The organism is Bacillus sp. FSL K6-0069 (genome assembly GCF_038007785.1).
Lineage (GTDB): Bacteria > Bacillota > Bacilli > Bacillales > Bacillaceae_G > Bacillus_A > Bacillus_A mobilis.
This window is the reverse complement of record NZ_JBBOXN010000002.1, coordinates 165,031-191,393: the sequence shown is the minus strand read 5'-3', so window position 1 is coordinate 191,393 and position 26,363 is coordinate 165,031. Positions and strand designations below refer to the sequence as shown.

The 26,363-nt window shown below is 34.4% G+C and carries 26 protein-coding genes; 1 reads left to right on the top strand and 25 read right to left on the bottom strand.

Annotated elements, in window-relative coordinates; translation table 11 throughout:
• Positions 1-25: 25 nt before the first annotated feature.
• The 7 genes from MHB74_RS28135 to MHB74_RS28105 form a co-directional block, all read right to left on the bottom strand.
• A complete protein-coding gene (locus MHB74_RS28135; protein WP_000802654.1) occupies positions 26-1,411 on the bottom strand; it encodes an FAD-dependent oxidoreductase in 1,386 nt (461 codons plus the stop codon).
• Positions 1,412-1,593: 182 nt separating this feature from the next.
• Complete coding sequence (locus MHB74_RS28130) at positions 1,594-1,914, bottom strand: ArsR/SmtB family transcription factor (RefSeq protein ID WP_000658768.1); 321 nt, start codon at positions 1,912-1,914, stop codon at positions 1,594-1,596.
• A gap of 180 nt (positions 1,915-2,094) precedes the next feature.
• The gene (locus tag MHB74_RS28125) at positions 2,095-2,817 is read right to left on the bottom strand and encodes a hypothetical protein (RefSeq protein ID WP_002019908.1); all 723 of its coding nucleotides are present in this window, start codon (positions 2,815-2,817) and stop codon (positions 2,095-2,097) included.
• Between the two features lie 105 nt (positions 2,818-2,922).
• Positions 2,923-3,372, bottom strand: a complete 450-nt coding sequence (locus MHB74_RS28120; protein WP_001124741.1) for a hypothetical protein — start codon at positions 3,370-3,372, stop codon at positions 2,923-2,925.
• Between the two features lie 362 nt (positions 3,373-3,734).
• Positions 3,735-5,048, bottom strand: coding sequence for a DUF3854 domain-containing protein (locus MHB74_RS28115; RefSeq protein ID WP_001108764.1), 1,314 nt, complete (start codon positions 5,046-5,048; stop codon positions 3,735-3,737).
• A complete protein-coding gene (locus tag MHB74_RS28110) occupies positions 5,038-6,813 on the bottom strand; it encodes an LPD1 domain-containing protein (RefSeq protein WP_001048059.1) in 1,776 nt (591 codons plus the stop codon). Before MHB74_RS28110 ends, MHB74_RS28115 begins: the two co-directional genes overlap by 11 nt.
• A 112-nt stretch (positions 6,814-6,925) precedes the next feature.
• Complete coding sequence (locus MHB74_RS28105) at positions 6,926-7,477, bottom strand: hypothetical protein (RefSeq protein ID WP_001027668.1); 552 nt, start codon at positions 7,475-7,477, stop codon at positions 6,926-6,928.
• Between the two features lie 348 nt (positions 7,478-7,825).
• Between MHB74_RS28105 and MHB74_RS28100 the strand changes: the two genes are divergently transcribed.
• The gene (locus tag MHB74_RS28100; protein WP_001165543.1) at positions 7,826-8,641 is read left to right on the top strand and encodes a hypothetical protein; all 816 of its coding nucleotides are present in this window, start codon (positions 7,826-7,828) and stop codon (positions 8,639-8,641) included.
• Positions 8,642-8,879: 238 nt separating this feature from the next.
• Here MHB74_RS28100 and MHB74_RS28095 read toward each other — a convergent pair whose 3' ends face one another.
• From MHB74_RS28095 to MHB74_RS28010, 18 genes are all read right to left on the bottom strand, one after another.
• Complete coding sequence (locus MHB74_RS28095; protein WP_000130911.1) at positions 8,880-9,041, bottom strand: hypothetical protein; 162 nt, start codon at positions 9,039-9,041, stop codon at positions 8,880-8,882.
• A 70-nt stretch (positions 9,042-9,111) separates the two neighbouring features.
• Positions 9,112-9,735: a hypothetical protein gene (locus MHB74_RS28090; RefSeq protein WP_001088469.1), complete on the bottom strand. Its 624-nt coding sequence runs from the start codon at positions 9,733-9,735 to the stop codon at positions 9,112-9,114.
• On the bottom strand, positions 9,732-10,277 hold the full coding sequence (locus MHB74_RS28085) for a hypothetical protein (protein WP_000029929.1): 546 nt from the start codon (positions 10,275-10,277) through the stop codon (positions 9,732-9,734). Before MHB74_RS28085 ends, MHB74_RS28090 begins: the two co-directional genes overlap by 4 nt.
• A 38-nt stretch (positions 10,278-10,315) precedes the next feature.
• Entirely contained in the window at positions 10,316-12,241 is a 1,926-nt protein-coding gene (locus MHB74_RS28080; RefSeq protein ID WP_000871008.1) for a WxL domain-containing protein, read from the bottom strand.
• Positions 12,242-12,272: 31 nt separating this feature from the next.
• Positions 12,273-13,358: a DUF916 domain-containing protein gene (locus MHB74_RS28075; protein WP_000844610.1), complete on the bottom strand. Its 1,086-nt coding sequence runs from the start codon at positions 13,356-13,358 to the stop codon at positions 12,273-12,275.
• A gap of 70 nt (positions 13,359-13,428) precedes the next feature.
• Positions 13,429-14,034, bottom strand: coding sequence for a WxL domain-containing protein (locus MHB74_RS28070; RefSeq protein ID WP_000672678.1), 606 nt, complete (start codon positions 14,032-14,034; stop codon positions 13,429-13,431).
• Positions 14,035-14,105: 71 nt separating this feature from the next.
• Positions 14,106-14,312: a hypothetical protein gene (locus MHB74_RS28065; RefSeq protein ID WP_000879954.1), complete on the bottom strand. Its 207-nt coding sequence runs from the start codon at positions 14,310-14,312 to the stop codon at positions 14,106-14,108.
• Positions 14,313-14,384: 72 nt separating this feature from the next.
• A complete protein-coding gene (locus MHB74_RS28060) occupies positions 14,385-14,588 on the bottom strand; it encodes a hypothetical protein (protein WP_000879955.1) in 204 nt (67 codons plus the stop codon).
• Positions 14,589-14,656: 68 nt separating this feature from the next.
• Positions 14,657-14,860 carry a hypothetical protein gene (locus tag MHB74_RS28055; RefSeq protein ID WP_000956364.1) on the bottom strand — a complete coding sequence of 68 codons (204 nt, stop codon included), beginning with the start codon at positions 14,858-14,860 and terminating at the stop codon, positions 14,657-14,659.
• Positions 14,861-14,902: 42 nt separating this feature from the next.
• Entirely contained in the window at positions 14,903-15,769 is an 867-nt protein-coding gene (locus tag MHB74_RS28050; RefSeq protein WP_000201160.1) for a hypothetical protein, read from the bottom strand.
• A gap of 1 nt (position 15,770) precedes the next feature.
• Positions 15,771-16,703, bottom strand: coding sequence for a hypothetical protein (locus tag MHB74_RS28045; RefSeq protein WP_000555803.1), 933 nt, complete (start codon positions 16,701-16,703; stop codon positions 15,771-15,773).
• Positions 16,696-18,132: a CpaF family protein gene (locus tag MHB74_RS28040; RefSeq protein WP_061680257.1), complete on the bottom strand. Its 1,437-nt coding sequence runs from the start codon at positions 18,130-18,132 to the stop codon at positions 16,696-16,698. The genes MHB74_RS28045 and MHB74_RS28040 overlap by 8 nt, the downstream gene beginning before the upstream one ends.
• A 15-nt stretch (positions 18,133-18,147) precedes the next feature.
• Positions 18,148-18,969, bottom strand: coding sequence for an AAA family ATPase (locus MHB74_RS28035; RefSeq protein ID WP_000441033.1), 822 nt, complete (start codon positions 18,967-18,969; stop codon positions 18,148-18,150).
• Between the two features lie 16 nt (positions 18,970-18,985).
• Positions 18,986-19,846 carry a Flp pilus assembly protein CpaB gene (gene cpaB / locus MHB74_RS28030; protein ID WP_000804792.1) on the bottom strand — a complete coding sequence of 287 codons (861 nt, stop codon included), beginning with the start codon at positions 19,844-19,846 and terminating at the stop codon, positions 18,986-18,988.
• Between the two features lie 558 nt (positions 19,847-20,404).
• Positions 20,405-21,765 (bottom strand): IS3-like element ISBce15 family transposase gene (locus MHB74_RS28025; protein ID WP_085963576.1). Its coding sequence is split into 2 segments (ribosomal slippage): positions 20,405-21,309 and positions 21,309-21,765, totalling 1,362 coding nucleotides; the frame shifts between segments, so codons are not numbered across the junction.
• A gap of 277 nt (positions 21,766-22,042) precedes the next feature.
• Positions 22,043-22,204 carry a hypothetical protein gene (locus MHB74_RS28020; RefSeq protein ID WP_000358423.1) on the bottom strand — a complete coding sequence of 54 codons (162 nt, stop codon included), beginning with the start codon at positions 22,202-22,204 and terminating at the stop codon, positions 22,043-22,045.
• A 131-nt stretch (positions 22,205-22,335) separates the two neighbouring features.
• Complete coding sequence (locus MHB74_RS28015) at positions 22,336-24,681, bottom strand: hypothetical protein (protein WP_048519919.1); 2,346 nt, start codon at positions 24,679-24,681, stop codon at positions 22,336-22,338.
• Between the two features lie 148 nt (positions 24,682-24,829).
• Positions 24,830-26,284: an S-layer homology domain-containing protein gene (locus tag MHB74_RS28010; protein ID WP_001284474.1), complete on the bottom strand. Its 1,455-nt coding sequence runs from the start codon at positions 26,282-26,284 to the stop codon at positions 24,830-24,832.
• Positions 26,285-26,363 lie beyond the last annotated feature (79 nt).

Genomic DNA, 26,363 nt, shown 5'->3' with positions numbered 1-26,363 from the left:
TTACTACTCCTTACAGTCAGTCTCCTTAACAACAAGATTCTGTACCACAACATGAATCATCTACTTTATTAGGCTTTACATTCACACTACAAACACCAGTCTCTGGCAAATCAAGTTCTACTTTTTCAGCTGCCTCATAATCACCAGTAAGGTAAGCAACTATAGATCTAACTTGTTCATATCCTGTCGCCATAAGGAAAGTAGGCGCTCTTCCATAACTTTTTGAACCTACAATATAGAAACCTTTCTCTGGGTGTCGAAGCTCTTTTTCACCATGGGGGCGAACAGTGCCACAACTATGAAGGTTAGGATCGATTAGTGGTGCTAAAGCCCCTACACTTTCAGTAGCAGTATCAATAGAAGTACGTATTTCACTTATCATAGATAAATTAGGACGATTCCCTGTATTTACAATCATCTCTTGGATATCAGTAATTTTTATTTCTTTCTCATCTTGATGACCTACAATGTCCATTCCATTTTTTGTACTAACTACGTATTGAATTTTATATGGTGTCATTACTTCCACGATTCCTTCATCAACCAATTGATGAATGTGGCTACCTAAGGTTCCGCGCGCTTCAAGAGCATCTTTTTCCTCTCCCCCGTATGCTTCTTCCACACGTTGCTTTCTCATAATCCATACAATCTTAGTCCCTGGATAGGACTCCTTTAATTTTGCCAACTCCAATAAAGCATTGATTGCAGAATGACCACTTCCAACGACAGCTACATGCTTATTGGCATATCGCTTTTGTTCGTTTCCTAATATATCTGGAATACCATAAAAAATATGCTCGTTAAGGGATTGCTCTTCTTTCAACCAGATACCATTAGAATTTGCCGGATTTGGATTTCCCCACGTACCGGAAGCATCTAATATCGCTCTAGCTTCATAAACTTGAAGTACACCTTCTTTTTCTGTATAGATCATAAATGGCATTTTTTCACGATTCGTTGTTTTCATTTTATCTGTATCCTTCTTACCTATAGATAGTACTTTAGTATTCAAATGGATAAATGGTTTAATTTCCGGAAGATTCGCAAGCGGTTGTAAGTATTGTTCTACAATTTCTCTTCCTGTTGGTAATGCTTTTATGTCTGGTGATTCCCAGCCATGTTGTTCAAGAAGAGCTAGAGCTGCTTTATCTATGTTATATTGCCAAGGTGAGAATAACCGCACATGGCCCCATGTAAGGATGTTTGAACCTATATTTGCCCCAGCTTCTAATAAGATAAATGATTCACCATGTTTTGCTAAATGTGCAGCTGCAGCTAAACCTACAGGACCTCCCCCAATAATGGCAACTGGTAACTGTTTTAATCCTTGCATATCGATATTGCTTTGTAATGTTTGATTGTCTGTTCCACAACAATCTTGTACTTTGAATGAAAGTTGAATAGGTTTCATAAAAAAACCTCCTAATTTTCTTTAAATTTGTAAGTGTAAAATATAAATTTAATTATTTAAATCAAAAAAAGTTGATTTAAATACCAGAATGATTATTCGAGTTTAATCATTTATAAAAAGCTGTATTGATCAAAAAAAATTGATTAATAATATATTAAAATGCTATTTCGCCCCAACCAAAATTATGACATAGGACGAAATATACAGCATAATTGCTCAGATAATAGTGCATCTACTTCTTCTTTATTAATGTTATAGTAACTCCATGTCCCTTTTGTTTCTTTTGTAATAAGATTTGCATCAAGTAAAAGTTTTAAATGATACGAAAGTTTTGATTGTGGTAATTCAAGAACACCCGTTAAATCGCATACACAAGTTTCTCCACGTTGGCACAATTCATACAAGATGTGTAACCTTTTTTGATCTGCCAATGCTTTGAACTTTTTTTCATATTTTTCAAAGGATTGAGGAGTTGATTGATTGTATAATTTTATTTCTTTCATGGTAATTTCCTTTCATCAATTTTTTTTGATATTTATAATATATATGCCTTTCATTACTTTTGCAACTAATAAATCAAAAAAAATTGATTTATTAGTTGCAAAAGTAATTATTAATTAAAAAGACATTTACTAATATCATCCGTAAATGTCTTTTTAATATTAACGTAAACCACTGACTTTTTAAGAAATCCAACTGCTCACTAGATTTACAAATTGACCAATCTTAATAGCAAGTTGAGATCCCCCTTCCACCGTTGAATTAATTTCCGTCAAAGCATTTGTTGTTCTTCTAAGAAGAGACGGCTTCGGTTCATGACCTTCCTCGATATTTTGTACTACCTCTCCAACAAAATCTATAGCATCTTCTTGAACATCTTTATTTTCCATAGATGCCCCTCTTAGGAGTTCCATTAGTTCTTGAGCTATTTTTTTAAGCTCCTTCCCCTCATCTTGGTTATTTATTTGATTAGCTTCAATATTCCCTTGTTCTGCATAATTAAATTGTCCTACATTACCTTGAATTAATACTTTTGCATTCGGTTTTTCATCAATTCCCAATTCAATTGCCATCTCCTCTAAATAATCTGTAATATGATTTACTAAAAGTCTTACAACTTGATAATTAAATTCTCGTACTTGATCTGAAAATTTTGCTCCTTTATAGAAAGCATATCCAAATGTTAATTCATGATAATCATTTAAGTGCACTGTTGCATATTTTAAAAGTTGATAAATAAAGCTGATTTCTTCATTATTATCAATAGGAATATCATACTTTGAACCATATGTCTTTAGTCCTATCATTTCCTCTAAATTATAGTCTTGTGTATGACATTTACGTATAAAGTCATAAATAATAGGTTCACTTTCAATATATGTAACAAACTTTTTAGCCAATCTCATGGTCTCATGTATATCACTTGAATTCAACAAATCTCCAGAGACTCTCCTAAAATTTTTAGAGAGAATTTTAAATTTTTTAATAGGAATAAGAACTGAAGCTTCCAACTAATTCACCCCACAGTATGGACAAAATGGAGAATGACCTGCTTTAGTTAATATAGTTAATTTAGCTTTTCTATCACAACATAAAAACATCACTTCATCTAAATCATCTTTTTCATATAATACTCTTGGTTGTTTTGTTGTCATAAGTTTCCCAGCTTTAAATTTCATGCCCTTACTTCTTTTCAAAGACTTTTCTAATCCTTTAAATAGATCATTTACCGCTTTTGCCATTTCATTCTCTGCTAATATCATAGCATTTTCCTTAATATCCTCAGTGTAGTATGTAGAAACTGGACAAGGAATACCACAACTAGGACAAAATAACTCCATAACATCATCTTCTTGTACTTCATCGGCTCTTAATTTAAATTCTTCTCCACAAAATGAGCACTTAAAAGATGAAAATCCAGCCATGTCGCTTTGTTTAGAAATTATAAATTTTTTTGGCATTACTATAGCTCCCTTTATTATGTCTTAACTAAAAAGTTAGATATATATATGCATGTATGTAAAACCGACTTCTTAAATTAATAATTAGTATAATTCTTCAAATTTCTATTTAATATATACCTCAATAAAAACAATAATTTTGTCAATACAGAATCCTAACCATTATTAATTCTTTAAAACCTCCTAAAATTCCTTTTTTGACCTATAAAAAAAAGCATGACGTACAATTGTCATGCTTTTCCTCATATAATCTAATAATATTTTAAGTCTACATCTTTCATGTATCATGTATAACTTTGTTGTAGAATAAACAACTTTCTTGTATAATCCACGACTTTGTTGTAATTACACATTATGATTTTTTATATTGTGCGAAAAACTGGTTTGAAAGCAGCTTGCATTGCATCATCCAGACCTTTCCCTTGTGCTGGGTTCCATGCCGCAATAATTACGTTATAGCCCTCTTTCTTTAACTCTGTCGCAAAAGCAATTAAGGCAGCTCTTACTTTTTCATTCTCTACTAAGTCAGCATCAAATGCTAAGTATACATTTTCTACTCCCATATCTTTTAATACTGGCATAACGATTCTCCATGCATTTACACCTGGAATCGCAAGAACTGTTGTCCCTACTTTAGCTATTTCTTCTTTATTTAGTCTTTGAGGAAGTAAATCGGCAATCAAATCCGCCTTCATCGGCCCTTCTGTAATCATTACTGATTTTGTTTTGTGCAGCATACCAGACTTCCAATGTTTCAAATGTGAGCTTGGTACCGCTACATGTACAGGAAGTGGATTTTCACTACCTCCCGCACCGGTTCCTTCATTTTTATTTGCTGAAGAGATCCATAAGTATTTTTGACCTTTATGTATCTTTACAACAACCTTTTCCCCGTCGATTAATAATTCTTTATTTTTCCCTATTTCTAGTTTTCCTTCATAGATACAATCCTCGTTTTTCGTTATTTTCACAACATTAGGCTGTTGGACTAGTTCGGCTTGTATACCTGTAGGCCCAGATTTCACATGAACAGAGTTCTTTACTTCATCTACACGTACTTGCCAACCAACAATTTGATTATATTGGTTTCGGAATGGAATCATAATTCCTGGAAAACCTGCCATTAAACGAAGAGAAGTTTGTCCTTTCTTCATTTCATAAAATCCAGGTATTCCCTTCCAACAATCTTTTTTGCCAATTTGTTTAAATAACTTTTCCCAAATAGTTGTGTACGTATTATCATCTTCCAACACAATTTGTTGCTTTAAAAACGAACGATATTGACGTACCTGTACTTCTTCTTCAGTCATTTTTCTATCTTGCAGTAAATGTATATGATGCTTCTCCTCTAACGGCAAAAATCCGATTAAATTACGATTAAATACATCTAATTCTTCCTTACTTCGCTTACTATGCCCCTTTACTACATCTACCTCTGGTAATTGGTATTGCTTCTTACCATTTAGATAATGGATATAACTTGGATTACTTGAATTTTTACCGTATACCCACTTACTTTCCACACGGGTACATGCTACTTTCTCCTGTGAAACATGCAGCATACAGTTTCCAATACCATTACAGATTGGGCATGGAACACGATAAAATTCCCACCAACTTCCTCTTGGATGTGCAGTTGTTAAACGAAATTGTCCTTTTTGTATGTTATAATTCATCATTTCCCACTCCTTGTATACTATTTATTATATATGGAACAGCTACTTCCATTAAACTCTTTATACTTCTATTTAGATGTTCTCTTTGTTCTCCTAACGGATAGACAAAAGAATATGTATCACAAACTAAATAATCGTTTCTATGTTCTTGATCTAGCAAAGCTGATTCTACATATGCTTCAAATGCTCTAGCAAACATCTCATGATTTGTAGACCAATACTTTTTGGTTCTCTTCTTATCTAACTTAATGGCTGTATCAAAGTATATAGACCCTTTCACTTGATAGGATATTTCAACAAGTTTTTCGCCAGTTTTTTTATAATGATATGCAGCTAACATTTGTGCGGTTTTCTCGAATTCTTTTTCAATTTTACGCTCCATACGCGTTTTTGTAGCTCCTGATAAAGTATCAAGCTTCCTACACAAACTAGCATGATGTGATTCTAAAATATTTGAAAGATTTCCTTTAAACACATCATAACTATCGATAACACCACCATAGAAATACCACTTTCTACTGTAGGCATTTTCCACGTTGATTACTCTGGCAACTTTTCCTTGTTTACAAGCCTCTAACACAGCTTGCATCTTTTCCTTGATAATAGCAGGCAAGATATTCCCAATACTCTTCCCGCTTGATAAGAAAGCAAGACTACCATTTTGAAAATCGTGACTACAATCATATAAGAAATGATCCAATGCATGTCCCCATTCATGACACAATGCCCCGACTCCATTATCACGAGTTAAATTAATGACTTTGGTAGAAGGTTCATAATGTGCTAATGCATTGCCGCTTCCTCTCGCACCAATAGCAAGTCCTAAGCGTCCTCCTAACCCTATATACTCAGGTGGAATTCCCAATATACGAGCTAAATCCTGCAATGCTTCGGATACATGCCCGATATGTTCTTTTGCATATTGTTCGGTGCAATAATGACCAAATTGCATCCCCTTCAACCCAAACATAGCAACTACGTCTTCAGGTTTGGTAGCAATTTCTACTTCTGGTCCTTTTCTTTGCAGAGTATCTGGCAGTTTCCTACTCCAAGCAGCTGCGGATTTCTTACGAGTCGTAACCTTTTTCGTAAGTAAATCCTTCCATGTTAGTTCATGTGATACACGAAGATACGTAGAATTAATACTTTTTGAATTTGTGCAAAGTGATATGAATTTCTTTCCTAATATTAATAACTCCATACCATCTGCATCAATAAACTCATCAAAATATTCCTCTACCATTCTTTTAAATGTGAATGTTACATTCTTATTTTTTCTAAATGCAGACCAACTATTGTTCATTTCCATTCCATAAGAGACCACAAGATCTACCCATTGTTCTGAGGTATGTACCGACTGTATATCATGCCATATTCTTCTACATGCTTGAACATATAGTTTCCTTGCAGTCGGTGTATCTACAATTGGCTTCTTATTAATTCTGCCCACTAGCAGTTGCTTTAACTTTGCAACACGTGGTGGGACATCATTTTCTTTTTCATGTTCAAAAGAGAATGGAATCAATGTATTTCGATCCAATGCATTTAGCGCCTCTACTGGAGATTCTTTTTCAATTTCAGCTAAAATTTCTAAAGAAAATGATACTAAAAATGATTCTTTTAAAGCTCGTATCTCTTTCTTTGCTCCCACTAATTTCTCACCTACATCATAACTGTATCGATTGCGAACTTGTTTATCTGTTCTCACATCTTGTACCATTACGTCTTCTCCAACCTCTAAACCAAACAGTTCAAATAAATTCATACTAAAATCCTCCTGAATAAAATAAAAGACAGAAATTCATAGTCATTTTGCACTACGGATTTCTGTCATTCCCTCTGTCTGTACACTTCCATATAGTTATGTAAATTACTCATTACGATACACTCACACCTGTTAAAGAGAATAGATCCTCTTTTGTCGGATTTAGTGCTTGTAACCAGCTATCTACCTCTAAGAAGTTTACTTTTTTTAATTGTTCGCCTTTTTCCGCACGCTTAACCACCTCTAAACCTCCATGATGATGCACAATCATTACAAGATCATCTTTCTTGAAAATACAATCTACATCTGCAGAGTTTATGTGGTGGTTACGTAGAATTGGTTTCCATTTCTTAAGTGAATACCCTTCTACATTTAAAAAACCACGGATAGCAGTAAAGCGAAAACTCGTTCCTCTAAAACATCTTTCCAATAAAAAAAGGAAATCCCGTACACATCCATTAAAATGAACATGATACAAATAGATTTCCCCTGCTTGTTTTGCTGCTCGCTGTGACAAGTTTGATGGTTTAATGGAAAACTGATAACAATCTCGTTCCCAAAATGCTCCTTCTTTTGTAACTCTCATTCGTAATGCACGTAAACTTGGAATAAGTTCATCTGGATGTGCAGAACAAAATAAAGATACTTCATAACTGATATTCATAAATAAATCCCCCTAAATAATAATTTTGCCCAGTGTAATAATGGGTTCTAACAATCAAACAGACTTGAAAACAACACAAAAAGGGCTTCTTCAAGTCGATTAAAAATGTGCATAGCAAAATAAGCTATATATACACTAATCGGCTCAAAGAAGCCCTTTCATAAGTGAAACAAGACGCAACTTGCTTCTACAACTCAACCACAACACAATAAGGTGTGGGAATAAACGGAATCAATTAAACAATAAATATAGTTATATATTATTAAATTTATTAAGTATTATCAAGTGTCGTTATATATTTATAGTATTTAGCGGTATAATACAAATATATAAAGGAGGTAGAATATTTTGCAAATAGGGTATGATTCAAATAATCCAAGATTAATTCCTTCAGTTGTATCTTTTATCGATGTATTAGGATTTTCGCAATTGGGCATGAAAGCGATTAATTCCGACGAAGGAGATGTATTTTTAAATCAGATACATACATCATTAAACAAAGCTCGACACGCTATCACCAATCAATTGTCGCTAGCAAAGGTTAAGGTTTTTACTGACAACGTGGTAATTGGATGGCCTATTTATGGAGATGGCGAGGGAGAATTAGGAACCACTTTCCTTAACCTAGCACAATATCAATTCTCTTTAGCGCTTGATGGATTCTTTATACGTGGTGGAGTAAGTGTTGGTCCTCACTTCATGGATGAAGAAACTGTTTTCGGCCCTGAATTGATTACAGCATATAAACTAGAATCTCAAGTAGCTGTTTATCCTAGAATTATTCTAGGTGAAAAAAGTATAGAACAAGTACATAAATATATGGCTTATTACCCATCACAATATGATAACCCTTTTTATTTTGAACTGCTTGAGGATATGGACGGAGAGTGGTTTTTAAATTACCTATATGTTTTATTTGAATTGTACGAGGAAGAAGCGTTTAATGGGGATTTCACACCATTCTTCCCCCATTTAGAAACACATCGTAATCAGATTTTAAGTGCATTACATACCTATGCAAATAATCATAAATTACTAAAAAAATATTCATGGATAGCAAATTATCATAATTATTTTTGTGATGAATTTGTACCTGATGCACCTGATGATCTTAAAATCGATTCTCCAATAAAAATGTCACAACCAAGAAGAATAATTACATAAATCATAAAAGCATACTATTTTTAACAATTTAGCATTTCAAATATTTTATAGTTATATCGTGCATATTCTTTTTCACTTTCTTGAAATCATGTATAATTAAAGTATCCTACACGAGATATTGAGTCATATCTCATCGTCATTTTAAAAGACCTCCATTTTATATGGAGATCTTTTTTTAGGGGATAAATAAATAACTACTAATTTTACACGGCAGGAAATTCCCCCTACACATTCTCTATTAATATCCACCCATCTTAATTACTAACATAGTCATAAACATACTAAACATGAGGCTTTTTAAGTACTTATTTTCATCTTTTGCTCTAAAAAGAGCTAAACAGCAGAATAAAGCCCATCCTAACCAAAATAGCATTCCTAAAATCATTGGTAAATCAGTCAATTAAATCTACTCCTTCGAATATTTTATCTATTACACTATTTAATATATTCATTTTGACTTCATATTTTATTTATCTTAAAGTAATCCATTCATAACTTGCCCACTCTTTTGGTTTTTTATCGTACTTAATACGACCAGTCGTACAGAAGGAAGCAATCATCCATTGTATAATGTTCATCTTGGCATATGGATCAATACAATCCTCTATTTTTTTTAATTGATAGCCTGTACTATTTTTCTGCCAAATTGTATATAAACGAAAATGTGTTGTAGTAACAAGCCTAGCTTTTGTTGTAACTTGCCATTTTGCAATTTTCGTTAAATCCTCTTTGACTTTTCTCTCATACTCTTGTTTTATCACTTTATAAGTCTTGTCTTTATTAATTAATCCATTAGAGAATGTAAAAGGCATTTGATGCACCTCATAAACTGTTCCTTCTTCATCTCCTAAAATATTTGATTCTACTAGGAATATGTTTTTTAGTTTTAACTGTTCCGTTAATTCTTTTCCGCTCCGATAAAACGGTTTTTTTATCTTCTGAAGCAAGACAACCTGTACAATTAATCCGATAAGTAACGGATACGCTAGTATAAACACCATATTAATAAACATATTGGTAATAAGTACCCCTACTAATGCGAATATCGTGAAGTAAATATACGTTTCTCTTTGATGAATGATTCTACTATTCAAGCTAAAATACCTCCGTTTTGATAAAAAGTGAAAGCAACATATACAATTGCTCCTAATAAAATAGAACAAGCCCCCGGAAAGCTCTGTATCAGCTGTATTTCTTTCTTTGGTAGCTTTGCCCCAAATATAGAAGCAGCATGCTCCAATTGGTCTTTAAACGCCCCCACAAACCCCAAAATTTTAATTAATCGATACACACTAGCAATCCAAAAGAATAGTAAATGGAAAGCTGTTAATGTAATAGCAGTAAGGATTGCTGATTCTTCCACTAAATTACTAACATATATAGCTACCACCACAAGCATTTTTGTATCACCGGGTGAAGAAAATTTAAATGTCTCTAACAACAAACCACACGCTAATGCCATAGCTAGTACAATCACAATCTCTTTCCCTGTTCTTATTCCAGCAAAATACGTGATTCCTATACCTACAATTAAGAATAGCAAATGCCATATATTTTTCGTTTTTCTATATTTCAAATCAGTAAATACATTCAGGGCCATATATCCTAGTAGTATTCCTATTACATATATACTCATAATTTTTTCTCCTTATTTTTTCCTATTTTAATGAATTATTACGGTCCACTCACTAGAGACCAGGTGACCGTAGAAGTATAAGTAGCTTGCCGATTCTTCCCTACATAAGTTGTCCCTGGATCTAACTGCAGTTGTAATCCATTTTGTCCAAAATCGACTTGATATTCTCCAATTGCTACATCTTTTGAAGCCCGTATAATAGTGTGTGCCGCCCCAGTATCAATAGGTGTACTTGGAATTTGTATGATAGGTTTCCCTGTCTCTGGACCTTTTACTTTAGTTATACTTACCTGATTTTTTAAGGATAAAGAACCCTTTGGCAATTGTTTTGCAATATTCGGCTCTGTAAATGGAGAAATTGTCATATTCAATCTCCATCCATCCGCTTGATTTCGACTATCATGTATCATGAGTTTCCCTAATGTACCAAATGAATTTTGCTTTTCTCCATTTAGTTGAATAGGAGTAAACTCTACACTTTTAGGAACAGTAAGCATGTCTACTCGTCCTTTTTGTGTTGTAGATATATGCTTCGTCGTACTTTTATTCCCAGCTTTATCTACTGTACGGATATGTACATATTGTGGTTTCGCATAATCAGTTGGAAACTGAATGCTAGTCTGATTTGTAAACTGAACACCACCCACTTTATCAAGTGAAGTGTCGGATTTATCATTCACTACATATTCATATCCCTTTACACCACTTGTTACAGTTGCAGGAACTTCCTTAGAAAAATCCGAAACGCCATTCCTGCCAACTCCACGAATTTTATAATGATAGGTACTCCCTTCATCTTTAGCAGGGGCAAACGTTACTTTAGTTTCTTTCAGTTCTCTATTTTCAAATTGGAAGCTTTCAGGTGTTGTTGGCACTGCCTGATCTTTTGCTTCTTTATCTACATAGTCAGAGAGTCTACCCTTATATATTTGCTGATTTCCCCTGTATACTTCCGCTTCCGATGCATATCCCACTTTTAACTCATCCACATAGGTAATCCCTTCTGAATAAGCAAGCATATAAAAAGTTACACCTCGTTGCTCGGTAATATAAAACGGATTATTTGCAACTTGAGTATTCATACTAAACGTAGACCATCCATTTATATCTTTATTAGAATCATTCTTTGTGATCGTACGATTATTTGGTAATTGGATAGGTGCTGCCCATTTTCTTGTTTTTAGGCGATCACCTTGTTTCATCGGGGTCACAATAGGACTATTTAATATTATCTTTCCCTTTCCAGAACCATCCTGATACGGTATTACCTTTTCAATCATAGGGGAATCTTGATACACATCTTTGTTTATATCCGAAGTTATATGTCTTCTATCCCTTGGTATGTTGGTACCCGGTTCCTTCTCTGGAAACAAAGAGATATTACTAATTTCTATTTCTTTTGAACCGCCTGGAACATCTTTCAAAACAGTAGCATTATAATAGTCAAATTCTCTCCCTGTTTCCCAGCCTCCATCACCATAGAAACTAATTCTTCCTAATCCTTGTGACTTTGCTTTAAACGTTGCTGAAATATAAGCATTATTAGGTACGTTTAATCGCTTAAAAACAGCAATGGAACTCTCTCTTACTGTATAAGGATATAAGACACGATTCCCTCCCGATTTTGTATCAAATACTTTGTATCCACTAGTATCTGTACCATTTGGATAAAAGACTTCAGATTGTAAACTTTGATTCCCGTTTCCGTAAAACTCTCCCCAACCACTCATCAAATTAACGTCTTTGGGGTTATTAAAATCAATTTTCCATAAGACGTCCTGCTCTAAGATATCAATCGCCCATTCTAGCTTCACTTCATTTTCTTTTCCACTTGCAGTGAGTGTTGGAATACCACTTTGCTGTTTTACTATTTGATCAGCTAATACAGAGTTATCTTTTGAATCACTAATTACGCACGATACACCTAAAAGTATGATCGAAGTAAGAATCTTCCCCCATTTCACTGTTTCCTCCCCCATTCCATTTTTACGCTATCTAAGCTGCCTTATTTTGCTCCTTCTGACTTGCATGTTTTTTTCTCCACCATACAAATACAAACATTGAAATAATTAATATAAAAACACCAGCGGCTATTATATATATTTGATTAGAATATCCAGGCAACACTTTTATTGCACCTGTTTGTTCCGCATACTCTGTTACATTAGAAGCAGTTATGCGTATCTGTTCTGTAAATATTTTTGGTATACCATTCTCTTTTATAGTGACTTTTAGTGTATACTTTCCATCTTTGTATTCTTTCGCTTTCCATGGGATTGCTAATCCTACCTTAGATTTTGGCGCTACATTGAACGCTGGAATATTACCATGAAATAGAACGTTATCCTGTGATAAAACTTCATAGTAAACTGCTACATCCCTTACAATATTTGCATTTGTATTTTGAATAAGTGCATGGACTTGTGGTTGTGTTGGATAAGATTCTACAGTTGTGCCATTTAGTTTAAGATGTTCTTTACTAACTGAATTTTCAGTCTCTTCATTATTCAATTGTATTGCTACCGCATATTCAATGCGATTATGTACAGAAAAGTTCAATCCGTCCTTTTCAAGCTTCTGTGCTTTAGTATCGTGGGCTAACTCAAATAATAATCCTCCTAAAAACACTCCATCTTGATTTGGTGTCGTTAAATGTACCTCTATAGTTTTCGTTTGATTCCCCTCTAAGTTAACAGCGTCAGGAGCTTGTACATACTGATCCATATAGAAATCTGTATCTGTTAATATACTTTGTGAGACTTCACGATTTGGTACATACATAATACCTCCATTTGTAGAGGTGAGAGCGTTAGCAACTTTTACATTGACTTTGATTGGAGTATTAGCTTTATTGTGTACATCCATTTTTACTGTTTGATTCTGTTTCTTTTTCACCTGTAAATTAAAATAATTTTTTATATCGCCTAGTTGATTATCCGGGACATGAATGCTTACATCAAATGGTAAACTATCTTGTTTTTCTTCTGCATAAACTACTTTAAAAGGTTTTAAGCTTATACTTAAAATGAATATAATCACAACCAAAATACTAATTAAAATTTTATATACATAGCTTTTCATTCTGCCCCTTCTTTCTATGTACAGAAGAGAATCATACATACGTGATTCCCTTCTATATAATAAATTTCTTTTAAGGTCCTGTTACAATAGAATATGTCAGTTTTGACTCATATGAGGTAGCACCAGCCTTATTCTCAACATACGTACTATGTGGATTTAACGTTAAAGCTAGAGACTTATCATTGAAACTAACATTATATTTCCCCATACCTTCATCTTTTTTCGCACTTAAAATCGTAACTTGATTATCAGTATCTATAATAAAGTTAGTCGTTTTAAACTCTGGATTGGGTGAACTTGTCCCTCCTACTTTCGTTATAGCAGCACCACCACTATTCAAAACTAAGGAACCCTTTGGAAGTGTCCGATTTGACTTTGCATCTCCACTCACTTTAAATTGATCTGCTTTCACATTGATTCTCCAACCATTCCCTGAACCAGTTGCATCTGTCACTGTTAGCACACCAGGATTTGCATGTGTCACTTGCGTTTCTCCACTTAGTGTTACCGCGTTAAAGTTACTAACTGGTGTAACAGCAATATTATGTTCCCCACCTGTTATACTTTGATTTAGTTTTGTATCAGCTGTTGTTGCTGCACTTGCAGGTGTACTAATTAATGACATGCCAAGGGCTAATGTTGCTAATGTAGGAATCATTACTTTACTGAATTTCATCATAGTACCTCCTTATATTTTAAAAGGAGGGAGCTATATAAAACACGCCCCCTCTTATTTTCAATTAAAATTTATTTTTTGTTCCAAGAATCTACATCCGCATTGCTTGATGCTTTTGTGAATCGAGCTAGAATTGTATCATAACCGCCTTGGATTGCTTTCCATACAAATGGCCCAATTACTAATACAATAATGACCGCTAAAGCAATTAACATACCGTTTTCTGATGATAGTTGTGAATCCTCATTTTTTAACCAATTCTTCATTTTTGCTAACATTACATTTCGTCTCCTTTATATATCGATTTTAAGAATTTACTAAAATAAGAACTTAATTATTTAAATCTTTTATTACTTATTCCAAGAATTTACGTCTGCATTGCTTGATGCTTTTGTGAATCGTGCCAGGATCGTATCATAACCACCTTGGATTGCTTTCCATACAAACGGCCCAATTACTAATACGATAATGACCGCCAAGGCAATTAACATACCGTTTTCTGATGATAGTTGTGAATCCTCATTTTTTAACCAATTTTTCATTTTTGCTAACATGATTGAATCTCCCTTATTCATTTATTTGAACTATATACATAATAAACATCATGAACCTAAAACTTTTATTACTTGTTCCAAGTATTCACATCTGCATTGCTTGATGCTTTTGTGAATCGAGCTAGAATTGTATCATAGCCGCCTTGGATTGCTTTCCATACAAATGGTCCAATTACTAGCACAATAATTACCGCCAAGGCGATTAACATACCATTTTCTGATGATAATTGTGAGTCTTCATTTTTTACCCAATTCTTCATTTTCGTTAGCATATATTTTGCTCCTTTACCTATTCCATTTTGAATAATGTTTTTCTATATACTTGCAAATCCTTGCATTAAGGATTGAATAAGAATGACCATCGGAGAAGTAAGCATACATCCAATAAGCGCAACGTTAAATTTATTCATTTCCATTGGCTTATTTTGAATGAGACGATTATAGTTCTCATGTTTTAACTCACGCATCATTTTAATCTGTGCATCCATAATACGTAGACTCTGTACCTTGTCCGTTTTTTGTGCTTGTTGCAATGCAATTGTAAAGGTATTTACCTCTGGACTATTTAAGGCAGCTGCAAAGTTTCTAAATGGTTGATCCGAACCCGCATACATTTCTAATTCCGCTGTAAGTGTAGATACATACGGTCGAAGATGTCTTCCAGCATATATCTGCGCCTTTTTTACTGCTTCTAATGTTGTATGTGTTTTTAACAACTGCAGCATAGGAATTAAATACTCCGGTAATTCGAACTTCCTTGCTTCTATCGCCTGCTTGATTCTTATCTTTAATAGATAATCTGGATAGAAATAAAGCAGTGGTGAAATCAAAACGCCCACTTTAAATAAGTAGTAATCGTGAAACACTGTACATATCAAGAAAACAGAGGTGAAAATGATGGGATATGCTACCTTCATTTTCAAATATTCTTCTGGTTTCGTATCCAAACCAGCTTCTTCTAATTTTTTCTGGATCAGCTCTTTCTTTTCTTCTGTCAGATACTTATGTGATAGCGACTGGAAGGGAGCGAGCATCATTTGATTTAAATTCTTTTTTTCAATTCGTTTTGCATTTTCTACATAGTTTGTAAGTAGGCTACCGCTGTCTTTTTTACTTTGTAGAAAGGTAGAGAATACCCAGTACATGACAACGAATACCACTAAAGCTAGAATCGTAGCCAATTTATTCCCCTCTTTCTGTTGGATTATAATTTGCAATCTTTTCTACACGGGTCGCTAAGAAAAATACAATGAACATATTTACCGCTAATGCAATTTTCCCCATCATAGAGCCTGCTACAAATCCATATGCTTCTTTTGACATCAACATAATCACAATCGGCATGGCAATCACGATTAAGCAATTCTGTACAAACGCACGTTGTGCTTGTGACAAACTAGAACGTAATCTTGCCAAATATAACTTTTGTTTTTCGAAATCTTCTGCAATATCTAATAAGACTTGTACTGAATTCGATCCGCCTTCTCGACTACACACTTCCAACATTTCATGGAAGAAAACCAATTCTCTAAAATTAAAAGTTTCATTGAATCCTTTAAATGCACGGTGCATTGTAGTTCCACCTTCTAATAAAAGAGAAACTTTTTCTATTTCTTCTTGAATGCTCTCATGCATCATTGGCTTTACTTGTACTAACACGCGTTTAGCGTTATTACTAATTTGAAGCGCATTCGCTACTGCCTTCATATAAATAGAAAGACGGTCAATGACAACTAAGTAGTAACGTTTTTTTCTTCGATAGAGAAGAAATTTCGGAACTAAAAATCCACATAAAGCAGAAATCAGTGTAAAAGGATCTCTTCCAAAGGAGAAGTAGAATATTGCTGCTATACTCATTCCCGAAAGAATCGTATATACCCAGTACATGCTTTTCGTCAATTTCCACTCGTACTTTTGGGCTTCTTGGATAACAGATTGTGGAAGATACATTCGTATGCCTTTAATATTCCTTAATTCCAAGCGCCTTTCTTCTTTCTCATTTTCTTGTACAAATTGGGAAAGTGCAGAACCTTTAGATTTTGCAAAAAGTAAAACAAGTAATACTACACTAATAAAGATTAATAATATACATCCATAGGCGAACAAACTATGCATACTGCACCTCCTGTTGTGATAGGAACGGTGCATAAAGAGCTGGATTTACAGAAGTAGCAGAACGGAATTTTTTCTCCATTTTAGCTGACATTTTCCCTGTAATAATGTGCTGTCCATGAATTTTTCCTATGCTTTCATTTATCTCATCCTGTTCCTGGTATGTCGGGATAAACTGAGAAAGTTCATTAAACTGTATATCACCTCGATAATCTAATAATTCAATCATCTCTGTAATATAACGATTCCCATCATCTTTCTTTTCTAAAAAGACAATCACATCGAATGTCTGTGAAATTAATTCATATAAATACTGGGCATCAATATTCGCACCACTTTGCAGACACATGAGCATTAAACGTCTGACTGCTTCTATGGCACTTCTTGCATGGACAGAGGTAAAGCCAGGGTGGCCTGTTTGGAAAAAGTTAATCATTTTTAATGCTTCTTTACCCCTCGATTCCCCTACAATTAATCGCTTTGGTCCTTGACGTAGTGCATTCGTTAACAATCTATCAAAATCAATTGCATTTTCTTCTACTTCCGATGCCCTACATTGCATCGGAACAAAGTGATGTTCTGGAAAAATTCGATGCAAATATAATTCAGGGTTATCTTCTACTACAAGAGTACGTTCTTTTTTCTTTCCTTTCGGAATATGAGAAGCAAGAAATTTCATAAACTCTGATTTCCCTGTCCCTGTTGCTCCAGCGACTAGAATATTCATTTTGGCTTTCACGGCTGCAGCCAAAAAGTCCAACATCTCTTTTGACGCTTGATTAGTAGATAACATTCGCTCTTCAGAAGCACGAAGATGATCTGCATTCTTACGAATCGTTATTGTTGTCCCGAGTCCCCCAAGTTCATCTAAAGCAATATTGATACGGATATAGGGAAACACGCAGTCCACATATGGTTTTGCTGTATTTAATGACTCTGACGTACTATTTACCATCTTATAGGCTAAAGCCTTTACCTCTTCTTCCGTCTCAAATCGGTAAGGGAATGTTAACTCTCCCTCTCCAATTTTTTCGTAAATAATTTCTTTTGTACCATTGATATAAATATCGGTTACATCCTGATCTTCTTTTAAAGGTTCTATAATTCCAAATCCCACAATATCATCACATACCATATTTAATAATTGTTCAGAAGGTACATCTGAAATGACGACTTGATTACTTAATAGAAAACTTTTAATGATTTGTTCTACAGCTGCTCTCTTTTCTTTATTCATAAAAGATTCGCTTAAAATATCACGATGGTCTTTTACTAAAAATGCACGAATTTCATCCGTGATATCTTTAATTTGTTGAGCTGTAGTTGTTCCTAACTTTCGAGCTGATTTGGAACGAATCATATAACCAAAATGATATAAATCAACTCGATTTCGCTTTAAGGCGACTTGTTTTCCCTGTAAATAGCCCCACATACTACTGCCTCCCTTTTAATTTCGTAAACCAAAGAGACCCTTTTTCATAGAGGATGTATGCTGGGTTGGAATATCAAGACCAGCTGCTTCCATAATGTGATGGACCTTTGTATTAATTTGCGGGGAACCAAACTGCATCCCCCATTCATAACTCGTACGATCCCTGTCATACGGAATTGTCACCGCAATTTTTTGGGAAGATAGCTTTTCAATATCTTCTACATAATCCTCATCTGCCATATTTAAAACATGAATCATACGAGGCAATGTTAGCTTTGCTTCTTCTAGTAGTTGTAATTCTCTTTTAATTGCTATTGCACCACGAGGGTTGCCGTTTAACACATGAATTACAAGGTCTGATTGGTATAGGATTGGATAACTCAGAACCTCAGATAATTCAGTTGGTACTGATAGAATGATAGAATCGTATTCTGTATCTACAAGTGATTCTATAAATGTCGTTACAAACAGTTCTTTGTTTTGAATCTCTGGGAATTGAGCTAAGTTATAACCTGATGGAAACACTAGAAAATCCATCTTATCGTGCAATTTTTGCATCAACCTTGGATTCATTTTTCTCTCTAATAAATCTTGCTTGGTACAAATATATTGCGAGAGATTGTATTCATTTTCTTTTCTTACAAGTTCTAAGATGTTTTTACTATCGTGGCTAAGACCAGTTCCAACCGCAAAGCTAGGTCTTACTTGGTCTGCTTCAACATAAAGCACCTTTTTCCCTAAATGAGCTAATTCATTTGCCATCGCAATACTTAATGTGCTTTTCCCTACATTTTCGTTTGTTGCATAAAAGGCAATGATTCTTGCTTGCCGCTCCATCTTAATAACCCCTTTCTTACTTAGATTCATTCAGATACTGTGCTACATACTCTTTTACATTTTTAGAAATTGGATTAGTCGAATGCTTCTCTACATAGTCTAAAATGTTCTTTTGATCAGATATTTGTGAGAATCCTTCAGCTGGTTCTAATTCTTTCCCTGTTTGCTCCACCTTTTGTCCAACTGCAACAGGAATGACATCTCCAAGTGTTTTTGCACGATTTAAGTATTGAAGTTGTTCAGGGGAAACAGCCAGTGTGTATAATCGCGTTACTTTAGGCTTTTGTTTTCCTTCTTGTTCCTCTTTTGATTCTTTCTTTTCTAGCACAAATGCATCTTCTGTATTGCTATCTTTTGCAGCCGTCACACGTACACGTTGGAACAGACCACCAAAGACAACCTTCTCATTGTCTCCTTCTTTCACAACTTGTTTGAAATACAAGTCCACATACGTGTTTGGGATAATACTATTCCCTGAACTTGTTTCTAAATCAACGAGTAACGGGAAAGCAACTTCTCCATCTTTCAAATTTAAAATAGCAGAGTCCGGTAACTCCTCTTTCTTTACTACTTTGTTTTTAAAGAGATAGCTATTTTCTGTAATGGGTTGCCCATCATTTGTCCACTTACCTACAACCTCTTTTTTATTTACACGTAATGCATTTGGGGGAATCGCATCACCAGGTAAAGTTCGTTCCACTAGCATGTCTTCTTTAATTTCTGTATGTGCAGGTATATCCTTTGCGGCTACAACAATCTTTGTTGGTTTTACAGCATTTTCTACTGCGAAATGATTGTATCCATAGATACCCGCTACTGTTGCAGCAGCTAGACCTACCGCAACAATCTGCTTCTTTTGAAACTTAGATGGCTTCAATGTTTGTATTCCTCCTTATGTAGCCTTTAAACGCAAAAAAAGGACACACCTATGGCATAATGCGCCTTAGGTGTGTCCTTTTAGCTAATCTAAAGTCTATATGAAAATGTTGGATTTGGTTTCTTTAATATTACAATTTCAATATTATGATATATAGAGTTATATGTCAATCATTTCTAAAAAAAATATTATTTTTACCATTTCAAATCTCTGATTCCAAAACTCAAAAACCCTTAAAAACATTGTCATATCAAGGTTTTTAAGCTATTAACCCACCCGTAAATATGGTATAATTAATATAACGTAACTGAATATTTCAGGGTGGTTGGTTGCTATCCTTTCTCTTTCATTTTATGGAGAAAGGAGGTGATCGCATGGAAATACTTTTCATAATAGCAATTGAAATTTTAAAAGTAATTGCTAGAGAAGTCGCTGTGTTTTTTGCAAAACGAGTAGGTAAATACCTATCAACGTCTTGGAAGAAAGCACAAAAAAAGCGACGAAAAACGAAAAGAACCACCCACAATGTGAACTGGACCCGAAAAGTTAGACATATATTTAAGCAGCTAATAAGGATTGAATTCTGTATTTTACAGGAGGCAATCCTTTTAATTTTGCCTTAATCCTTTTATTATTGTAATAATAAATATAATTCTCTAGTTCTTCCCTAAAGTGTTCCATACTTTCAAAATCTTTAAGATAAAGTAATTCAGATTTTAATAAGCCAAAGAAATTTTCAATGACTGCATTATCTAAGCAATTTCCCTTACGGGACATACTTTGAGTTATATTATTTTCTCTTAAAATATATTGATATCTATCCATTTGATAGTGCCAACCTTGATCTGAATGAAGGATAGGAGTATCTTCTTTATCCAAGCATTTTAAAGCCTTATCTAACATCCTTTCGACTAGAAGGAATGTAGGGCGTTTCTCAATATTATAGGAAATAATCTCACCATTAAACAAGTCTAGAATAGGAGATAGGTAGAGTTTTTCACCAAACAAATGAACTTCAGTAACATCTGTAACCCACTTTTCATTAGGCTTAGAGGCCTTGAAATCACGCTTCAAGACATTTGGCGCTACCTTCCCAACCTTCCCGCGATAAGAGCGGTATTTAGTGATTCTTACCAACGATTTTAACCCTAATTGATTCATTAAGCGAAGGACGGTTTTGTGGTTAATGGTATAGCCCTGATTACGTAATTCAAGTGTGATACGCCTATAGCCATATCGCCCTTGGTGTTCCTGAAAAATCTGCTTAATACTTTCTTTAACCTCGTTATATTTATCTTCACGACTCATTTGTTTCACCCAGTAATAATATGTACTACGAGCCATTTCAGCCGCTTTAATCAAGTCGATAATTTTATATTCATGCCTTAACTCATATATTATGTGTGCTTTGTCTTTTTCAGAGATTGTTGTTTTTGTTGAATTAAGGCGTGTAACTTTTTTAAATAAGCATTTTCCATGCGTAAGTATTCAATTTCTTTTTGTAAATCATTTTGAGAGTTAATATTTTGTTTTTTCTTAGGTGCAATAGCCTGTTTCTTCTTCACAGTGGAGTACCCCTTACTTGTTTTACGAAGAGCATCTATCCCCTGTGATTCTAGCATTGATCGCCACTTCCTAACGGTACGAGGAGATGGAACGTTGAACATAGCGGCCGCTTGTAGGGGCGAAGCTCCTGTATTGTTCATAAAATTCAATACTTCCATTTTAAACTGAATGTCATACCTTGTACATTTAGAGTTTAAGGACTCTATTCCTTGTTCTCTAGTACGTGCCACCCACTCTTTTAATAACGATATACTGACTTGATATTTTTTGGCAGTCACTTTAAAAGAATCATTTGTATTTAAATAATGTTCAACGGCATTTCTTTTTAATTCGAATTTATATTTTCTAGACATAATAAAACCGCACCTCCAATTGTTAGTTATTTGTCTAACAAATTGGGTGCGGTTCAAATGCCTGCAAGCGTGTGAAGGGCGGTTCTAAGAAAAAATAAACTTTTTAGCAACTAGCCACCTTGCGGTAACAGTTACATAAGGCGAGATGTTGGAGCATCTCGTCTTCTTTAGTTTATGCAAAAACTATTGTTATAATACTTCTACACTTATTATAACATCAACTATTGTACATGTCATGCAGATTTATCCGCGATAGTTGATAAAAAAGACATTATTATTAAAACGAAATCAATTTTGTTCCTGTTTCAAAATACTTTGCAGGAGCATAACTTGTCCCATTTCGATCTTGAAATTCATTTCCAACATATATTGATACTATCATTGCGATTACTCCAATAAAAATCACTCGTCTCACACGCTGCTTTTTCTTTTTATCCACTCAAAATTCCCCTTTCTATGAAAAAAGGCACACCCCATTAAGGGGTGTGCCTTTGGTTTATCCATTCAGCTACTAGTTCAAGAAGGATTATATACTTTTGTCGATTCAAGTCATTATACAATACTATTTATCTAATTTCTATTCTTCATATAGTACCAATTTGATAAATCAGTAATAATATTTTCCTTTCCAACCCAATTCCAACCTGGTGTTTGCACAGGGAATGGAAGATCCGCAAGCACCCTTCTCTTTTTAAAATCATCGTACGCAACACCTTTAATTTCCACTTCATCTGTCAGGCACAAACTCATTTCATTCACACCTGCTGGGTTTGTTTCAACATTGAACGAATATTTTCCATCTTTTGTTTTTAATGGCGCATACCATTTTCGTTGGCCATCAATAATTTTTTCCTTACCATCCCAATATAAAGACTTAGTTGGTCTTTTACTATCAAAGACATGTCCTGTTACTTCAGACAAATACATATTTTTAGGTAGGAATTTAGATGTTAAGCCATTATTAGAAACACTCTCTAAATCATAAGCTGTTTTTAGTCCTTCATCTGCAAATGGATACTGTGCCGTTGCTTTTGTAAATACACCTGGATAATTGGTATTCCAATCATTTTTGTATTTCCCATTAACTTCATAAGAAAAACCATACCCCGCATGGAGCTTAGATGGTTCTAAATTATCAATACTTCCACTTAATGTTTCATAGAACATTTCTCCCACTGTGTCCTCTTTTGACACACGTTCACTTACTGTTTCTACCACACCTTTTACACTCGTTACTCCGCACATTCCTTTTTCATGAGATGGTGAATAGATAGCTGTTTTAATAGGATTATTTTTGTATGTGGTTTCTTCTATATCTAATCGGTTACCAGCAGGGTTAATTTCTGCCTGAATTGTTCCTTTCCCCTTATGTTGCCAGCCAAGGTTCAAGGTTTTCTTTTCTCCCTCAGTTAACCTTACCTTTTGTGTTGCTACTTGTTGTCCGTTATGCTTGAGCACGACTACCGTTTCAGGATTTGCATACTTCGCTTCTAGCGCATCTAACTTTTTAATTTTATTTTTCTCTTTTTCTAACTTCTGCCTTGCTGTATCTAACCTACTTGCTGCACTATCCAATCTATTTTCTTCCCAAGAGCAGTCTCTATCGTAATAGTGATGGTTTCCTTCTGCATCTACCTCATGAATTGGATTACGACGGCAATAACTAAGACTAGATTGCGCACTATCTCTATCGGATTCAGAACTATTTACCGCTTGCTCGGACTTATTAATATTGTTATTTACCTTTGCTCTATATTGGTCACGTTCGGGTTTAAAATTATCACGTGATACATCTATTCTTGTTTTTATATTCTTTCCTTCTCTTGCTGTTTCTCCTTCAATTCGGTCAGCAGAGAAATCGATTTTATATTTAAAATCATCTTCATCACCTGGATCTGGATTAGGGGTTACTTCTGTACCACAGTTACCATTTATGGTGAAATCAACAGTTTTCTCATTTGATTCCCTTTGAACAGCATCAATGGCTTTAATTTTCGCAGTATATCGGCCACACATTTGTGGCTGCCACTTTAGTTCTTCTGACTTAAATTGCCCTGCATCACCTTCATTTGGTTTTTGATTATCTTTTTGCGGAGTTGAACGCAGATAATTTTCTTGATGATACACGGTTTCGCCATCTTTTGTAATATCTAACATCCATTTAACTCGGTTCCGTTCTCCGGCAGCTTTTTGATAAGGGTTTATTGTTGTTCCATTAGGATCTCGGTCATTGTATCCTTTATTTTTACTTACATATTCAAAACCGTTAAATGTAAATTTTACGGGTATATCTTTTTTCCCACTCGTAGCTTTAAAATCTTTTATTTGAGGTTTACTTGTGCGTACATACCACAAGCTATACCTATTCACGTCATTTACACCACCAGCCCCTGCATATCCGCCAGAAAGATAAGCAATGTCTCTAATCCAATAGAACTCTCCATAAGATTTATCTGAAAACCCATTTTTAATCCTATGTGGAATTAAGTTTCTTAAAACGAATTCAGGGTTACCCCAATATTTACTTGCAATTATATCGTTTGTAATTCTCTCTATTTCGGTTACCATTCTATCTCCCACTACAACTGAAGGGTTAATGTAGCCTTCATTTGATATACGCACATAAGGTTCTGAATGGTCTTCATTTTGGATAAGGTTTTCCCTTGAATTCCCCCAATTAAAAGAACCATTATAAACAGCAGGAAAATGTAAATCCGCTTTATAATCGAACTCTTTTGTTTTATAACCACTTCCTGGTCTAAGTAGCTTCCCATTCAATTGTAATTCAGGTGATTTTAAAGACGTGTCTTCATTCCCATTATAAAATGGAATATCCCCATTATTTGCACTTGCTACTGATGGCCATACCAACATCACTGAAACACACGTTAATAGTATATTTTTTCGCAGTCTCATAACCTCACTCCTTTTAACATAAAAAAAGGACACACCCGTACCTTGGTAGGTACGTAAGGTGTGTCCTTTACGTAAATAAATTGTATATTAGTTAATTATTATATTACATCTTTAAATGTATCAAATGTAGCTTTAAAATGCAATAATATTATACACGCACTTGAATGTACATCATATGATCAGCTGTAGAGTGCCCTACACGAACTTTATAATTTCCTTTTTCATAGTTATTAATTTCTTGAGCATCTACAGTTTCCTGAATTTCTTTATCTAGAACTAAATCTGAATTTAACATAGTAGTCCACTTTTTAGCTAACTCAATAGTTGCTTCGTTATTATCTAGGAAAATAATTTTAAAATCATTTTCACTTACCGCATCAATATAAACTTGTGCACCAATTGTACCTGCTGGTAAGTACATATTTTTATCAACCAGTCTAATTGTTCCATTTATATCTGCATACTTAAGGTTAGTACCATATTTACTATTCACACTCTTAATAAGATTTTGCGCTTCTGTAGAAATGGATTTTTGAGCAATCGGGTTTTTCATAGCGTTTGGATTATACGTAACTTCCTCTGTAACTAAACCTTTATCTATACTTGATGGTAAATTTGTATCTGGTTTTTCTTCTGGTTTTGTTTCAGGTTTTGGGTCTGGCTTCACTTCTGGTTTTTCTTCTGGTTTCGTTTCAGGTTTTGGATCTGGCTTCACTTCTGGTTTTTCTTCTGGTTTTGTTTCAGGTTTTGGGTCTGGCTTCACTTCTGGTTTTTCTTCTAGTTTCGTTTCAGGTTTTGGATCTGGCTTCACTTCTGGCTTTTCTTCTGGTTTTGTTTCAGGTTTTGGGTCTGGCTTCACTTCTGGTTTTTCTTCTGGTTTCGTTTCAGGTTTTGGATCTGGCTTCACTTCTGGCTTTTCTTCTGGTTTTGTTTCAGATTTTGGATCTGGCTTCACTTCTGGTTTAGTCTCTTTTTCTACTGCATTAATAGAGTTATATAAGAACTGGCTATATTGTTCACGAGTTACATGTGCATATGGTGAATACATTTTACCTCCTGTACCAATAGTAACGCCATTTTCTTCTAATGCACTAATTGCTTTTAATGCCCATGAGTTTTTATCAACATCAGTAAAGGAAGTTGTCTTAGTAGCTTTGAACTTGAAAGCATTTGTAAGTACTTGCGCCATTTGTTCACGAGTTAAGACATCATCTGGACCGAATTTCCCTTCACCATAACCATTTACTAGACCTGCTTTAGCAAGTGCTCTAATTTCTTTTTCAAACATGTGTCCTCTAATATCTGTAAATGGATTTTTGAAGCTAGCATCTGCATCTGCTGGTTTAACGTACATATAAATCATACGAGCAACTTGCCCACGAGTTACATTGTCACCAAAACCAAAGATATTATTTCCGTATCCTTGTACTACTTTACGATTTGTTAAATCATAAATTGCTTTTGTAGACCAGTGATTTGCTGGAACATCACTGAATTTTAATGAGTCTGTGTTATCAGCCTTAGCAGTAAATGCTCCTGCTCCTAGTAATGATGTACCCATAATTGTTAATGCTGTTGCTGTTTTTAAAAATTTGTTAGCCATTGTTTGTTCCTCCAAGTATATTAGTTTTTTAATAGATTCCTTTATTGTATCGAATTTAAATATAAAATCCAGATACTTT